Origin of the sequence: Mycobacterium sp., assembly GCF_019243155.1 — a bacterium.
GTDB lineage: Bacteria > Actinomycetota > Actinomycetes > Mycobacteriales > Mycobacteriaceae > Mycobacterium.
In genome coordinates this window covers 1-14967 of the sequence record NZ_JAFAUS010000383.1, presented here as the reverse complement: position 1 = coordinate 14967, position 14967 = coordinate 1, and the positions used below count along the sequence as shown (strand labels likewise).

The 14967-nt window shown below is 68.4% G+C and carries 13 protein-coding genes and 1 riboswitch; of the genes, 6 read left to right on the top strand and 7 right to left on the bottom strand.

The window, feature by feature from the left end; genetic code table 11:
- Positions 1-199, bottom strand: a 199-nt coding sequence (locus tag JOZ00_RS19885; RefSeq protein ID WP_293346805.1) for a cutinase family protein, incomplete at its 3' end; no start/stop codon positions are given.
- Positions 200-527: 328 nt separating this feature from the next.
- On the opposite strand from JOZ00_RS19885, the gene JOZ00_RS19880 reads away from it, so the two are divergent.
- Together JOZ00_RS19880 and JOZ00_RS19875 are read left to right on the top strand one after the other, a co-directional pair.
- Positions 528-1424 (top strand): SDR family NAD(P)-dependent oxidoreductase, encoded by an 897-nt coding sequence (locus JOZ00_RS19880; protein ID WP_293346811.1) that lies wholly within the window; start codon positions 528-530, stop codon positions 1422-1424.
- Positions 1421-2986, top strand: coding sequence for an AMP-binding protein (locus tag JOZ00_RS19875; protein WP_293346802.1), 1566 nt, complete (start codon positions 1421-1423; stop codon positions 2984-2986). The genes JOZ00_RS19880 and JOZ00_RS19875 overlap by 4 nt, the downstream gene beginning before the upstream one ends.
- On the opposite strand, the gene JOZ00_RS19870 is transcribed toward JOZ00_RS19875, so the two are convergent.
- The 3 genes from JOZ00_RS19870 to JOZ00_RS19860 all read right to left on the bottom strand — a co-directional run bounded on the left by JOZ00_RS19870 (position 2983) and on the right by JOZ00_RS19860 (position 8827).
- On the bottom strand, positions 2983-7818 hold the full coding sequence (locus tag JOZ00_RS19870) for a cation-translocating P-type ATPase (protein ID WP_293346798.1): 4836 nt from the start codon (positions 7816-7818) through the stop codon (positions 2983-2985). The genes JOZ00_RS19875 and JOZ00_RS19870 overlap by 4 nt on opposite strands.
- A gap of 363 nt (positions 7819-8181) precedes the next feature.
- Positions 8182-8406, bottom strand: a complete 225-nt coding sequence (locus JOZ00_RS19865) for a hypothetical protein (protein WP_293346795.1) — start codon at positions 8404-8406, stop codon at positions 8182-8184.
- A 43-nt stretch (positions 8407-8449) separates the two neighbouring features.
- Positions 8450-8827, bottom strand: coding sequence for a nuclear transport factor 2 family protein (locus tag JOZ00_RS19860; protein ID WP_293346793.1), 378 nt, complete (start codon positions 8825-8827; stop codon positions 8450-8452).
- Between the two features lie 74 nt (positions 8828-8901).
- Between JOZ00_RS19860 and JOZ00_RS19855 the strand changes: the two genes are divergently transcribed.
- Together JOZ00_RS19855 and JOZ00_RS19850 are read left to right on the top strand one after the other, a co-directional pair.
- Positions 8902-9363, top strand: coding sequence for an SRPBCC family protein (locus JOZ00_RS19855; protein ID WP_293346790.1), 462 nt, complete (start codon positions 8902-8904; stop codon positions 9361-9363).
- 203 nt (positions 9364-9566) lie between these two features.
- Positions 9567-11567: an acyltransferase family protein gene (locus JOZ00_RS19850; RefSeq protein ID WP_293346808.1), complete on the top strand. Its 2001-nt coding sequence runs from the start codon at positions 9567-9569 to the stop codon at positions 11565-11567.
- Between the two features lie 3 nt (positions 11568-11570).
- Here JOZ00_RS19850 and JOZ00_RS19845 read toward each other — a convergent pair whose 3' ends face one another.
- Positions 11571-12230 carry a class I SAM-dependent methyltransferase gene (locus JOZ00_RS19845; RefSeq protein ID WP_293346787.1) on the bottom strand — a complete coding sequence of 220 codons (660 nt, stop codon included), beginning with the start codon at positions 12228-12230 and terminating at the stop codon, positions 11571-11573.
- A gap of 120 nt (positions 12231-12350) precedes the next feature.
- Positions 12351-12534: riboswitch (M-box (ykoK) riboswitch) on the top strand.
- Between the two features lie 254 nt (positions 12535-12788).
- On the opposite strand from JOZ00_RS19845, the gene JOZ00_RS19840 reads away from it, so the two are divergent.
- A complete protein-coding gene (locus tag JOZ00_RS19840; RefSeq protein ID WP_293346784.1) occupies positions 12789-12968 on the top strand; it encodes a hypothetical protein in 180 nt (59 codons plus the stop codon).
- Here JOZ00_RS19840 and JOZ00_RS19835 read toward each other — a convergent pair whose 3' ends face one another.
- Positions 12969-13913, bottom strand: a complete 945-nt coding sequence (locus JOZ00_RS19835; protein ID WP_293346782.1) for an NADP-dependent oxidoreductase — start codon at positions 13911-13913, stop codon at positions 12969-12971.
- A gap of 141 nt (positions 13914-14054) precedes the next feature.
- On the opposite strand from JOZ00_RS19835, the gene JOZ00_RS19830 reads away from it, so the two are divergent.
- The gene (locus JOZ00_RS19830; protein ID WP_293346779.1) at positions 14055-14681 is read left to right on the top strand and encodes a hypothetical protein; all 627 of its coding nucleotides are present in this window, start codon (positions 14055-14057) and stop codon (positions 14679-14681) included.
- Between the two features lie 8 nt (positions 14682-14689).
- On the opposite strand, the gene JOZ00_RS19825 is transcribed toward JOZ00_RS19830, so the two are convergent.
- The coding region (locus tag JOZ00_RS19825) for a hypothetical protein (RefSeq protein ID WP_293346776.1) at positions 14690-14967 on the bottom strand (278 nt) is incomplete at its 5' end.

Genomic DNA, 14967 nt, shown 5'->3' with positions numbered 1-14967 from the left:
GGTGCAATGCGTCGGCGAAAGCCTGACCGGTTGGACCTACCCCCGGGGATTCACCTGTGCCACGGGCGAACACCACCTGAACGTCGGGGCACTGTGCGGAGGCGGACGGGATGATGGAGCCGCTGAGGGCCGACATGCTCAGGCCGGTCGCTGCGACTACTGCTGGAACCAGAAAACGGGCGGTATGACGTGCAATCATGCCGAACTTGTGCCCTGTAGCCCAACTATCTAAACAGTCGAATTGGACAAATTACAGTGATTTCACATGGCCGCCCTTGCCAGGCCGCAGGCGGGCCGAGATGGGTTGCGCGCGGGGCCCATCCGCCATTGGCGTCCCGCCTCGCCGGGCCTTAATTTGGAGGGAGGCCGCAAAACCGGGGGCAGTGACGCAGTCAACGCCGGGGCGGGGAGCGGACGCGTGCCGGGATGTGGTCTGCTAGCTGTAGTTACGTAGTCGAGAACACGGTGAAGCCAGAGCCGACGTTCGGCGTGCAATCCGAGTGGATGCGGTAGCAGAATTGAACGCAATAACGGATGCCCTGCTAGGGGTCCCTAGCGCGGTTCTCAACAGGGCCCTCAACTATTTCGCCAACCCGGCACGCCTGTCGGATCCCGACAGGCTGCGCGCCACGGTCTCCGGCAAGACCGTTCTGGTGACCGGCGCGTCCTACGGGATCGGTGAGGCGACCGCGCGCACACTGGCCGCCGCGGGCGCGACCGTGCTGTTGGTCGCTCGGTCCGAGGACAGGCTCTGCGATCTGGCGGCGTCGATCAACGCCGGCGGAGGTAGGGCGTTCGCCTACCCGGCCGACCTCACCGACGAATCCGTCGTGACCGCGCTGACCAAGCAGATCACCGAGAAGCACGGCCCGCTCGACATCGTGGTGAGCAACGCGGGCAAGTCCTTGCGCCGCTCGCTGCACGAGCAATACGACCGCCCGCACGACTTTCAACGCACCATCGACATCAACTATCTCGGGCCGGTCCGGTTGCTGCTGGGACTGCTGCCCGTCATGCGCGAAAACGGCGGCGGGCTCGTCGTCAACGTCTCGAGCGTCGGTGTTCGCGTCGCGCCGGGCCCGCAGTGGGGCGCCTACCAGGCGTCGAAAGGGGCCTTCGATTCCTGGCTGCGCAGCGTGGCGCCGGAACTGCACGCCGACGGTGTGGACGTCACCTCCGTCTATTTCGCCCTGGTGCGCACGCGGATGATCGCGCCCACCCCGCTGCTGGGCCGGCTGCCCGGCCTGACGCCGGATGAAGCCGCCGACGCGATCGCCAAGGCGATCATCGAACGGCCCCGCACCATCGAACCGCCTTGGGTGATGCCGGCCGAATTGGCCTCGGTGCTGCTGGCCGGGCCGGCCGACCGCGCGGCGCGGCTGTGGCACCGCCGGTTGTCGGCCGGTTCGGATGCCCAACGATGACAAGCGAGAGCGTGGTCGCCACGGCCGGCCGCGCGCTGCTGCGCTCCGGATTGCTCAGTCCGTCGTCGCCGTTGAAGGGCCTCCGGTTGCTTCGCGAGGCGCGCCGCGGCGGCACAAACCCCTGCACGCTGCTGGCGGTGACGGCGGCCAGGTGGCCGGGCCGGGCGGCGATCATCGACGACGACGGCACGCTGGACTACCGGCAACTGCACTCGGCGGCCGAGTCCCTTGCGCTGCGGCTGTCCGGCGCGGGTGTCAGACCCGGCGATGCGGTTGGGGTCATGTGCCGCAACGGACGCGGTTTCATCACGGCGGTCTTCGGCACCGCGATGGTGGGCGCCGACGTCATTCTCGTGAACACGGAATTCCGCACCTCTGCCTTGGCGGCGGCGCTGAGCGAGCACCAGATCACCACGATGGTCGCCGACGGCGAATTCGCCGAACACCTCGGGGCCGTCGGTGAATCGATCGTCGTCATCGACCCGGCGACTGTCGTTGCCCCCGAGGGTGGTTCGCGACCCAAGGTGGCGTCACCGGGACGGATCGTCCTGCTCACCTCGGGCAGCACGGGGACCCCCAAGGGGGTGCCGCGGGCGCCGGTGCTGCGTTCCGCGGTCGGCGTCTGGGTGACGATTCTCGATCGCACCGGGCTGCGGGCCGGATCGCGAATCTCGGTGGCGATGCCCATGTTTCATGGGCTTGGACTCGGCATGCTGATGCTCACGGTGGCGCTCGGCGGCACGGTACTCACCCAGCGCGAGTTCGACGCCGAGGCCGTGCTCGCGCAGGCATCGCTGCACCGCGCCGACGCCTTCACGGCCGTACCGGTCGTGCTGGCGCGCATCCTCGACCTGCCCGAGCGCGTGCTGGCGCGAAACCCGCTGCCGGACCTGCGCGTCGTGATCTCGAGCGGGGACCGCCTCGAACCCTCTCTGGGCCAACGGTTCATGGACGCTTACGGCGATATCCTCTACAACGGCTACGGGTCCACCGAGGTCGGTATCGGCGCCCTGGCGACACCGGCCGACCTGCGCGAGGCTCCCGAAACCGTTGGCAAACCGGTGGTCGGGTGCCCGGTGCGCATCCTCGGCAAGACCGGTAGGCCCGTCGGTCCGCGCGTCACCGGGCGCATCTTCGTCGGCGGCAACCTCGCGAGCGAGGGCTACACGGGCGGCGGGGCCAAAGACGTGATCGACGGCATGACGAGCACGGGGGACATGGGCTACCTCGACAACGCCGGCCGCCTCTACATCGTCGGCCGAGAAGACGACATGATCATCTCCGGCGGAGAGAACGTCTATCCACGCGCGGTCGAAAACGCACTCGCCCAGCACCCCGGCATCGTCGACAAGGCGGTCATCGGCGTCCCCGACGAGCGTTTCGGCCAGCGACTGGCCGCGTTCGTGGTTCTACAGCCCGGCAGCGACACCGACGTGCCGGCGATACGGGACTACCTCAAGAGCCGGGTGTCGCGGTACGAACAGCCCCGAGACATCAAAATCGTCGACAGCATCCCGCGCACCCCGTCGGGCAAGGTCGTGCGCAAAGAGCTGCCCGTCTAAGAACCTTCGCCGGATTCCAGGGCGGCGATCTGCCGATTGAGCCAGTTGGGTGCCAGCACCGAGATCGCGGTGGCCCCCGCCGTGGATCCCAGCACACCCGTCCACGCGACCGGCCCCAGCGGCGTGCATCCGAAGAACTGGCTGATCACCGGTGTTTGCACGATGCCGACCAAGACTCCCGCGCTGCCGAGGGCGGTCGCGACGACGAGCGGGCTGTGCCGCCGCGTCAGCAGCGTCTGCGCCAGCTGGGTCGTCACCAGTGCGGTCAATCCCATTGTCGAGGTGCGCTGTTCGCTGCCCGGCGTCCAGCGGCCGACGGCCCAGGCGGCCGTCGCCCCGGCGGCTGTGACGGCGCCGCGGGTGACGATCTGGCGCATCAGCGGGGCGTCGAGCGAGGGCGTCGGCCCGGTCAACACCGCGCGCCGGTGCTCGCGGCGTGCCTCATCGGCCTCTTCGTCGGATTCGAAGTCGGCCTCGTCCGGTTCGACGTATTGCGACGTGACCGCGACCGCGAGCGCGGGGAACATGTCGGTGAGCAGATTCACCAACAGCAACTGACGGGTGCCGACCGGCGCCCGTCCGGAGCCCAGCGCGGTCCCGATGATGGTGAACAACACCTCGCCGACGTTGCCGCCCACCAGAATCGTGACCGCGTCCCGCACCCCGGCCCACATGCTCCGGCCCTCGACCAGGGCGTCCATCAGCACACCCAGGTCGTCGTCGGTCAGGACGATGTCAGCGGCCCCGCGGGCGGCCGACGAACCGCGACCGCTCACCCCGATGCCCACGTCGGCCATCCGGATGGCGGCGGCGTCGTTGGCTCCGTCGCCGACCATGGCGGTCACCCGGCCGCAGCGTTGCAGGGCGCCGACGATCTGCACCTTTTGTTCCGGGCTGACCCGCGCGAAAACCTGCACGTCGGCCACGAGCCGGGCGCTCGCGTCCTCGTCCAGGCCGGTGAGCTCGGCGCCCGTCACCACCCGCACGTCCTTCGACATGCCCAACTGGCGGGCGATGGCCCGCGCGGTGACGGGGTGATCGCCGGTGATCAGCACGACGTTGCGATCGGCGTCCACCAGCGCTTCGATCAACGGCCGCGACGAGGCCCGCGCGGTATCCGCCAGACCCACGTAGCCGAGCAACTCGAGATCCTGCGCGGCCGCGTCGACCGCGTCGGCGTCGGTGTCCTCTTCGGTGGTCGCGTGGTCCCATCCGCGCTGCGCCACCGCGAGCACCCGCAGGCCCTGCTCGGCGAGGCTGTGCACCACCGACTCCGCGTGGTTCCGGTCGCCGTCCGCGTCGCCGAACCGGCAGCGCGGCAGGATGACCTCGGGAGCGCCCTTGAGCACCAGCGTGGGGGCGGTCGACCCATTGCTCAGGGTGCCGATCGAGGCGGCGTAGCCGCGGCTGGACTCGAACGGCACCTCCGCGAGCATCGTCCAGTCCGTGTCGCTGTGGCCGTTGAGTGAACCGGCCGCCGTGATGATCGCCTCGTCGGTGGCGTGCGCGTGTCCCTGGCCTTCCTGTGGCTGAGTGGACGCCCGCGCGGCCGCCCGAAGCAGCTTGGCCGCTTCCGGATTGGCCAGCTCGGGAAACGGATCGTTGGGGCTGACCCCCTCCGGCAGGGCGCACACGACGCGCAGCCGGTTCTCGGTGAGCGTGCCGGTCTTGTCGAAGCACACGGTGTCGACGCGGCCGAGTGCCTCGATGGTGCGCGGTGCGCGAACCAGGGCCCCGCGCGCCGTCAGCCGCTGGGCGGCCGAGAGCTGGGAGAGGGTCGCCACCAGTGGAAGGCCTTCGGGGACGGCGGCCACCGCGATCGCGACGCCGTCGGCGACCGCCTGCCGCAGCGGCGCCCGGCGCAGCAGGGCCAGCGCCGACACCGAGGCGCCGCCGGCGAGCGTGAGCGGCAGGACCTTGCTGGTGAGTTCGCGCAGCCGGGCCTGCACGCCGGCCGACGTCTCGACGTCCGCGACCGCCGAGATCGCGCGGTGCGCGGCGGTGCCCACCCCGGTGGCCACGACGATCGCCCGGGCATGTCCGGCGACGATGGTGCTGCCCTCGAAAAGCATGCTGGCGCGTTCGGGGTCGTTGACCGCGACCGGATCCTCCTGCTTGTCCACCGGGAGCGACTCGCCGGTGAGCAGCGACTCGTCGACCTCGAGGTCTTCGGCCACCAGCACGCGGGCGTCGGCCGGCACCACTTCGGGTGCGGTCAGGTCGATGACGTCGCCGGGCCGCAGCGATTTGGCGGACACGGTAGCGGTGCGGGTGGCGTGCCGCGCGGCCTCGAGCCGGCGCTTGGTCGTCGCGACCCCTGGAACCACGACCCGGCGCACCAACTGGTCCTGCTCGGCGAACAGCTCGGCGGCCGCAGCCTCGGCCCGTAACCGTTGCGCCCCACCGGTGATCGCGTTGACGGTCATCACGCCGGCGACCAGAAGCGCGTCGATGTTGCTGCCGACGATCGCCGACGCGGCCGCCCCGACGGCCAGGATCGGGGTGAGCGGATCGGCGAGCTCGGCCCGCGTCGCGGATGCCAGCCTGACCGCGTTGTGCATCGGCGCCCGCAGCGGCGCCAGGGCCGGGCTGTACGACAGGTCGTCGAGACGGCGGCGCCATGTGGGCGCGGTTTCCACGGCCAGCGGGCGGGAGCCGCCGGCCAGCCGCGAGTAGACGATCTCGGGATCCAGCGCGTGCCAGGCGGTGAGTGGCTGGGGGGTGGGGTCGGGCAGTCGTAGCACCCGGGTGGCCGACAGGGTTCCCGCCATCAAGGCCGTGGCCGCGGCCGCGTTCACCGGGTTGAGCCAACGGCGAAAGCTCACGGGGTTGGTGGGCTTCTCTTGTTCGCTCCCGGTGACGAGCAGCAGACCGGCCAGCGTCGTGCCGCCCTGAGCGAGGTGCACGGCCGATTCGCTGGCCGACCGCGCGACCGGGATCGCGGACAGGATCCGCACCGCGTCCGCCAAATCGGTGCCGGTGATGATGTCGGCGGTCCACGCCGTGGCGGCGCGCGGATCGTCAAGGGCCACACCGACATCGGCGATCGCGAGCGCGGCGAGGGTGTCGGTCGACGCGAAGTCCCGGTGCAGCGCGGTGATCAGCAGGACCGGTCCGCGATCGACGCGCAGCTCGCGAACCACGTTCAACAGCGGCGTGCCCGGCGGGTGCGACGCGCCGACGCTCGCGGTGAGGTCCTCGGTGCCCGCGACGTGACGCAAGACCACCCGCGCGCCTGTCCGGTTGGCGGTCTGGAAGAGAGGGATCGCGTACGGGTCGACCTCCCAGCCGACCGCGACGCTGCCCACGCATTCGCCGTCGACGATCAGGTCGGCGGCTTCCAGGCCCTGCGCGGGCTTACCGGAGGGCCCGCCCTCCGAGGGAACCCAGCGCAGCCGCGCGCCGGTGGCCGGGAGCTCATCCGGGTCGGGCTCGGGTGCCTCCTCGCCGTGCAACAGCGCGTCGGCGACCTCGTAGACCCGGTCGTCGTCCCAGCCGGGCGCGTCGCCGTGGACACGCAAGACCGCACGATGATCGCCGCGCAGCGCCGCGCCGTCGATGACGACCACCTTCACCCGGTCCAGCCGGCGCAGCGCGCCCGGGTCGAGGACCAGTTGCCCGGAGTTGGCAAGCCCGCGGCCCAGCACCGCCGCGAACGCCTGCCGACCCATGTGCGCCGCTCGCGGTACCGCGGCTTCGATCGCGCCGGCTGCGTCCTCAGTGCCGCCGCCGGCGACAAGCGCGCTCGCCGCGGCGATCAGCGCGCCGTTCGCCGCGGAATCGACGTAGCTCTCGATCGGGCCCGCCATGGACCCCTTGCCGGCGTCGATCGCGACGTCGATGGACCCGCCAACCACCACGTGCGAAGCCTCACCGGCCGCGGCGGCCGCCCAGTTGTGGCGGGGCTGGTGAGATTTGGCCCCCGCGGAGGAGATGACGGGCACCACCGGAGCCTGCGGGCGCGCGGGCGAGGCCAGCGCGGGTTCGCGGTCTCGCCACACACGGCGATGCGCCGTCGCTTCGGAGATCTGCAGGGTGCGTTGCGTCAGGTCCAGCAGCGGCGTGCCGATCGCCTGGGTCAGCCCGTAGGCCGCGGCCGTCGTGGCGGCGAGCGCGATATCGGTGCCCACCCGGCCCAGTCGCGATTCCAGGATCGCCACCATGCGCGGCTGATGATTGATGAGAGCGGCCGCGGCCCGGGTGGTCTTCGGTGCGGCGGGCAGGCGGGTCACCCAGCCGGTGACCGCGCCACTCACCGCGACGATGTCCAGCGCCGCGGCGGTGAGCGGCACCAGAACCGCGAGTGGGTTGCCCGGGTCGGCGAAGGGCGCGGAATGCAGCGATGCCGGCGAGCTTGACGGAGCGATGTCGCCGGCCACGGTGACGATCGCTTCGCGCACCTCGTCCAGGACGGTGTCGGGGTCCGCCTCGTCGGTGAATTCGACGACCAACCGGCCCAGTGAGCCCTCGACGTGAGCCTTGGCGACGCCGGGAATGCGACGCACCGGCTCCTCGACAACCGCGGCGTACTCGTCCCAGCGCGGGAACGGCAGCAGCGGGTCCAGGTCCAGGTGCACCCGTCGTCCGCTCTGCCAGCGCACCGGCGGCAAGACGCGGGCCGACGAGCCGTTAGTGGAACCGCCCAACCCGATGACGCGGCCCGTGGATTCGGCCACCGACTGGACCACCGGGCCGGCCAATTCCGTGACCGGGCTGGTCAATGTCTGCAGGGCGCCCGCGGCACCCGCCGCTGTCGTCACTCCCGCGCGGACCACCTGCGCGGCACCGCCGGTCAATCCGGCGACGACGCTGGATACGCCCGGAATCTTCACTCAGTCACCCTTCAATACGTCTACCGCGCCTAATGATCCTGGCGGGTTGAGAACCTGTCCACATATGGGCTGGGAGGCAAACCATGCGACGACACCGATGACGATGCAGGCCCGGGCTTCCCGTAGTCGATCAGGAGGTGCAATCGCGTCCCAGACAAAGATTACCGGCTTGGCGGGAAACCAAACGCCCTGACCAAACCTGGGAGGACTCGCCTGCGGGCTATCCGCAGACGGCGCCGTATCAGCGGTGGGAATGGCACGACGCATACGACGGATAAACGACATATTTCAGGCCCGAATAACACGAATGCGCGGTAGCCGTCGAACGGCTACTCGCGCAATATTCTGCTCAGGAAATTCGATCTACAAAATGCGGTGGTTAGCCCTGCCGACTTGGTACCCAGCTGGGAAGGATTTCTCGATAACCTGCAGCTGGTGGTCCACTCGGGACTCGAGTTCGAGGACCACGCAGCTGTCGCCGAAGGCCTTCGATTCGAGAACTATGTAGCGCTGACCGCAATCCGTGATCGGATCACCTGAATGCAATTTTTCGACGGGTACCGACTCCTGGGATCCGTTTGACTCCACCCATCACACGGTAGGTCACTTCCCCGGGTGAGGGAATACATCGCTACGTTTTGGCGCCCGCCGGCTGCTTGAAGAACACGCTGACGCGGGAGATCAGCCCGTCGTCGTCCTGCTCGAACAGGATGCATTCGGGCCACTGCTCCGAGGCTCCCTCGATGACGAACGTCTCGGTCAACTCGACAAAGGACAGCCGGTCGTCGACGTGCGAGACCCGCTCCACCTCCAGCCGGTGGCCCTGCAGGGTGGTGAGGACCTTGCGCAGGTAGGCGACGTAGTGCGCCTTGCCCTCGACGACATCGCAGAACGGGCCCTCGCGGATCAAGCCCTCATCGGCGATGGTGGCCGCAAGACCGTCCCAATCGTGCGCGGCCAGGCACTCCAAGTAGCGCTCGACCGCCCCGGGAGCGTCAGGTGACTCCACAGAGACACCGTAGGCCGAGGCGGCCGATAAGGAAATGACCGGCGGCGGCCGCGGATGCGGGCGACACTGGTGCGATGAGCCGGTGGGTCGCCCGCGCGGAGCGCACGCTGACGCAAGACGTACCCGCCGACCCGGAGGCGGTTCGCGACTTCTATGTGGACCTGGACAACATCAAGGTCGTGCACCCGTTGATCGTGTCCGTAGAGACGTTGTCGCGCAGCCGAACTCCGGACGGATACACCCATGCCTATCGGGTGATAGACCGGATACCGTTGGGGCCGTTCACCATAAAGATCGCTTACCAGGCACGACTGTTCGTTCCCGCCGAGGGTGACGTGCTGACCGAGGCCGATCAGTCGCCCGGTGTGCGGCTGCGCGGCACGGTGAGCTTCGAGCCGATCGCGACCGGCACCCGCGTCACCGAGCGGATCCGGATCGCGGCGCCCCGCCTGCTGGCCCCGATCACGACGCGCGAGGCGGTCAAGGCGCACATCGACATGTTGGACGGCATCCGCCGGCACTTCGAATCCGATTGAGCGGCTGCGCTTCGCGTGTCTCGCCGGGATCGGGCTGCCTCGCCTTTAAGCTGGCTCCGATCAACTCCGAGGGGTAGCGACGTATCGGCATCAACGATGGCGCCGGGCGACATGGTGGTCATGGCGCACTAACAGCAAGTACTGAGCCGGGCGGGACCAATCCCGCGCCGGCTCGTCGTGTTAGGCCCCGGTGGGTGGCTCCCGTGCGCCGGGTAGGCCGGTTGGCTATCTGGGATCGGCCCGAACGCCAAAGCGGAATTCCCGCCCTCGACGGGCTGCGCGCGATAGCGGTCGCGCTGGTTCTCGTCGGCCATGGGGGTATTCCGGGCGTCGGCGGCGGGTTCATCGGAGTCGACGTCTTCTTCGTCCTCAGCGGTTTCCTCATCACTTCGCTGCTGCTGGACGAGTTGGGACGCACCGGCCGTATTGAATTGACCGGCTTCTGGATTCGGCGCGCCCGCCGGTTGCTGCCGGCGCTGGTGTTGATGGTGCTCACGGTCGCCGCCGCCCGTCAGCTTCTTCCCGAACAGGCCCTCACCGGTTTGCGCAACGACGCCATCGCGGCGTTCCTGTGGATCGCGAACTGGCGGTTCGTCGCGCAGAAGACCGACTACTTCACGCAGGGCGCGCCCCCGTCGCCGCTGCAGCACACATGGTCGCTCGGGGTGGAGGAGCAGTACTACTTCATCTGGCCACTGCTGCTGATCGTCGTGACCCTGCTGCTCGCGGCGCGCGCTCGCCGCCGCCTCACCTGGGCCTCCGTGGGCGCGGTTCGGTTCACCGCCTTCATCATTGCCACGTTGGGTGCGTTGGCCTCGGCCGCGCTCGCGATGGCGATGACATCCGACTCCACTCGTGACCGGGTCTACTTCGGCACCGACACCCGCGCGCAGGCGTTGCTGATCGGTGCCGCGGCCGCGGCTCTGCTGGTTCGGGATTGGCCCTCGCTGAACCGCGGCTGGTGCATGATCGGGAGCCGGTGGGGCCGGTGGGTTGCCCGCCTTCTGCCGTTCGCCGGTGTGGCCGGACTGGCCGCGGCGACCCACTTCGCGACGGGCAACAGCGCCGAATTCCGGCACGGTCTGCTGATCGGCGTCGCGGTCGCGGCCGTTGTCGTGGTCGCCCCGGTGGCGCTGGAGCAACGCGGATTGATCGCCCGCATCCTGGCTTTGCCCCCGCTGGTGTGGTTGGGGACCATTTCGTACGGCGTGTATCTATGGCATTGGCCAATCTTTCTGGCGCTCAACGGCGAACGGACGGGATGGACCGGGCTGTCGCTGTTCGCCGCTCGGTGCGGCGCCACCGTCGTGGCGGCCGCGGCATCGTGGTGGCTGATCGAACAGCCGATCCGGCGCTGGCGACCGGCGCGGGTGCCCCTGTTGCCGTTGGCCGCGGCGACCGTGGCCAGCGCCGCCGCGGTGACGTTGATGGTCGTTCCGGTGGGGACCGGACCCGCCCTGCGCGAGGTCGGCCTGCCGCCCGGGGTGTCGGCGGTCGCGGCGGTCTCCCCGGCGCCCCCGGGCCAAAGCCGACCTGGACCGCGGGATCCCAACCGGCCGTTCACCGTTTCGGTGTTCGGCGATTCCATCGGGTGGACCTGGATGCACTACCTGCCGCCGACGCCAGGGTTCGCCTTCCTCGACCACACCGTCATCGGCTGCAGCCTGGTGCGCGGCACGCCGTACCGCTACATCGGCCAGACCCTCGAGCAGCGGTCGGAGTGCGACGGCTGGCCGATCAGATGGTCGAAGCAGGTGAGCCAGGACCAGCCCGACGTCGCGCTGCTGATCATCGGGCGCTGGGAGACGGTGGATCGCGTCAACGAGGGGCAGTGGACTCACATCGGTGACCCGACTTTCGACGCCTACCTCAACGGCGAACTCGAACGGGCGCTGAACATCGTGAGTTCCAGCGGTGTTCGCGTGGTGGTCGCGACGGTGCCCTACAGCCGTGGCGGCGAAAAGCCGGACGGCAGGCTCTATCCCGAGGACCAACCGGACCGGGTCAACCTGTGGAACACCATGTTGCGCAAGACCGTGGGCCATCACCCCGGCGTTCAGATTCTGGACCTGAACAAGAAGCTGTGTCCCGACGGGGTTTACACCGCCAAGGTCGATGGCATCAAGGTGCGCAGCGACGGCGTCCACCTCACCCCGGAAGGGGTGAAGTGGCTGACGCCGTGGCTCGAGGAATCGCTGCGGTAGCCGTTAATCGTTGGTGCGGCAGCTGACTTCCATGCTGTCGCTGTCCCTGACCTGGAAGTTGAAGCTGACGTAGCCGTTGCCGGGGTTGCGCACCCGGTCGAGGTAGGGCTGGGTGTCCTGGGCGCTTGTGTTGTCCGCCACAATCAATACACCCGCGTGCAAACGCGGTTCGAGCAGCTCGAGCACCGGCAGGTACAGGTCTTTCCAACCGTCGAGCAGAACGAAATCGACCGGCCCGTCCAGGCTGCCCAGCGTGGTGAGCGCGTCACCCTCGAGAATGGTGATCACGTCATCCAGACCGGTGTCCGCGAACGTCTTTTTCGCGGCCGCGATCTTGCTCGTGCTGAGCTCGGTGGTGACCACCCGGCCGGTGCCGTTGTCGCGCACCGCCGATGCCAGGTGGATCGCCGAGATACCAAAGGACATACCGAATTCGACGACGGTGGCCGGACGCGTCGACCGCACCAGCGAATACAGCAACCGGCCCGCCTCGGGGGTGACCGGGATGTAGAACTCGCTCATCGCCTCGGCGCGTTCCTGGGCGGTCATCGGGCGATCGAACTGACCGCGTCGCTCACGCAACTGCGACATCTGGTTGCTCGACTCGGCATACATCCGGTCGAGCACGGTCGCTACCTTCGGGTCCTGCAGAGTATTGGCCATGATATCGAGCCTAGGCCTTCGAAAGTTCGTCGCAGCAACGCGCTTGATGGCGATCAGCCGGCGTCATGGTTGCCTAGAGGAGTTTGACGCGCCCTGGGCCGCGGTGTAGACAGGACTCCGCAAGCACCTCGGTAGGTGAGGCGTCTGCACGGATACAGGCCACTGACCCCGAACGTCGAGAGACGCCCCGGGTCAGGACAGCTCTTCCCGGACCCAAGGGTTGAGCCCAAGTGGCTTCCGGACGACCATCGGTTAAGTCCGGATACGCCGTGCAGTGCCGAAGCTCCGACGAGAGGGGTGCGAGCGGCGGTGCGCCGCCGTTCATTCGTGCCTCTCGCGTTCAGGTGAAAGTGTTGACACCCGCGTGTGTCCTGGCCGTGAGGAGGTGAGGGAGAGATGACTGAGCCCAGTCCAGGCGATAGTCCCTATCAGAAATCCGTCTTATCCCGCTCCGGTTCCGGCCTTCACGCTGCCTGAACATTCTCCGAATGCGCTGACCTGTGCGCCCAACGCGCGGGTTCGGTCGACGCCGGACGGGCTTTCCGTCAGGAGATGATCATGACTTTTGTTGTTGCACACCGCTTTTCCGGTGTAAAGAAGCTGACAAACAGGCTGCGCGCCTTTCGCGTCCCGACTCGGCAAGAACGCGCCAACCTGTACGTGTCACGGATGCCGATCGCGGTCGTCACCGCCTCGCTGGGGGGACACCCGTCGGACTCAGGAGGCAGGCACCGGTAGTCAGTGCGAACCATCCGGCAGCAGAACGATTTTGCCGCGGGTGTGCCGCTTCTCGAGTTGTTCGTACGCGTCGGCGACCCGATCGATCGGATAGGTGTCCGCGATCTCGAAATCGATGGCACCGGTCACGATCAGGTTGGCCATTTCGGCCAGCACCTCGGGCGTCGACGCGTCCGCGCTGCCCTCGGTTTTGGCGCCTATTTCGCCGGCCTTCTGAAAAGAGATGATGGTCTCGATCCGCTCGGGCGCGACACCGAGATCCGCTGCGAGTTGCACGTATTCGGGCCCGAACAGGTCGATGAAGGCGTCGATTCCGTCCGGCGCGGCGTCCCGCAACCGGTCGGCCAGCCCGTCACCGTAGGTGATCGGGATGACGCCGTGGGCGCGCAGCCAGTCGGCGTTGTCGGGCCCCGCGATGCCCAGGACCCGTGCCCTGCGCAGCACCAGAAGCTGTACGACCAGGCTGCCGACGCCACCGGCGGCCGCCGAAACGGCAACGGTCTCGCCGGCTTGTGGCGCGATCGCCCGCACGGCGGCGTAGGCCGTTGCGCCGACCACGTAGAGGGAACCGGCTACCTCCCAACTCAATTGGGGTGGTTTGGGGATCAGTTGATCCACCGGGACGGCGGTGTGGGTGGCGTGGCTGGATCGGTTGAAGCTGAATCCGAGGACCTCGTCGCCGACGGAGAACGCGGTGACGCCCTGCCCCACGGCGGTCACGATGCCCGCGAGGTCACTGCCCTCGCCGGACGGGAACGTGGCGGGGAACATCTCGTGCATCGCCCCGGAGCGGATGGCCGCTTCGCCGGGGTTGATCCCGGCGGCGCGGACTTCGACGATCACCTCGCCCGGCCCGGGTGTGGGCATTCCGATGTCCGCCACGTACAGCACCTCGCGGCCGCCGTATCGGTCGAAACGTACGGCGCGCGCTGTTGCAGCCGTCATGTCGGTCTCCTTACCGCGTGAGAAGGCGTTCCCCAAGCCAGCATAGGCAGCGGGGGGCTTGTGTTCGTTTCAGCAAATTCGTACGACCGGCGTCGGGTGCCGCGGTGATAGTCGGGTACATATGACGTGGAGGGTACGCACATGGAGGTTGGTCGAATCGGTGTCGCCGGCTGGGTCGTCATCGCCGTCGCGGTCGGCGCCGCGATCACAGGCTGCGGCAGCAACAACAAGACCGGGTCACCGCCGGCGTCGACTACGTCGTCCAGTTCCGCGGTGACATCGAGCGTTTCGAGTGCGGTGACCGGACCGCCGCCGGGGCAAGTCACCGATTACGGCTTCTTGCTCATCAAGCCCGCGGATCTGGGCGGCAATCTCACGGCCGCACAGCCGCCGCTGCTCAATCCCAACAATGCGCCCGGCGTAGCCCAGCTGTTCGCCACCGTCGACAACGGTCGCAGGGTATGGGACACGATCATGATCGGCGCCGATCCCGCGGCGGCGGCGACCGAACTAGGCACTACCCGAACCACTTACGCGGGCAAGGTCAGCGGCACGTGGCAGCCGCTCGCCGTCGGCTCCAATGGAACGATGATTTCGGGTGCTTCGGCGGACAACTCCCAAGCGACGACGGTGCTGCTGTTCTGCGAGGGCAAGGCGCTCGTCACGCTGCAATTCGACAGCCCCTCGAGCGACCCGATCGATCCGGGCGTCGCCACCGAGATTGCGCGGAAGCAGGACGCCGCCATCAAGACCGGGTTGCCCGGCTAGCCGCGGCACTAAACCAGTCCCAGCAGCTTCAGGTCCGTGACGTACTTATTGATGAGTGCGGCCGACAGGTGCGGAATGTCGTTATCCGCACCGATCTTCGACTCTCGCACCGCGGCGCGGAAGACGTCCGTCGGGGCCGGTGCGCCGCGCAGCGGCGTCTCCGGCTTCCGGTAGGCGTCAAGCAACGGCAGCACCGAGTGCTGACGCTCCTTGTCCGGCAACGCCCGAAGGGCCGTCTCGAAGCGACTAAGCCATTCGTCATAATCGTCGATGCGCTGGATCTGGT

Coding starts and splice junctions, on each gene's coding strand:
- JOZ00_RS19845 (WP_293346787.1), bottom strand. CDS start 12,230: ATGGCCAATACTCTGCAGGACCCGAAGGTAGCGACCGTGCTCGACCGG.
- JOZ00_RS19830 (WP_293346779.1), top strand. CDS start 14,055: ATGGAGGTTGGTCGAATCGGTGTCGCCGGCTGGGTCGTCATCGCCGTC.
- JOZ00_RS19835 (WP_293346782.1), bottom strand. CDS start 13,913: ATGACGGCTGCAACAGCGCGCGCCGTACGTTTCGACCGATACGGCGGC.
- JOZ00_RS19840 (WP_293346784.1), top strand. CDS start 12,789: ATGACTTTTGTTGTTGCACACCGCTTTTCCGGTGTAAAGAAGCTGACA.
- JOZ00_RS19855 (WP_293346790.1), top strand. CDS start 8,902: ATGAGCCGGTGGGTCGCCCGCGCGGAGCGCACGCTGACGCAAGACGTA.
- JOZ00_RS19875 (WP_293346802.1), top strand. CDS start 1,421: ATGACAAGCGAGAGCGTGGTCGCCACGGCCGGCCGCGCGCTGCTGCGC.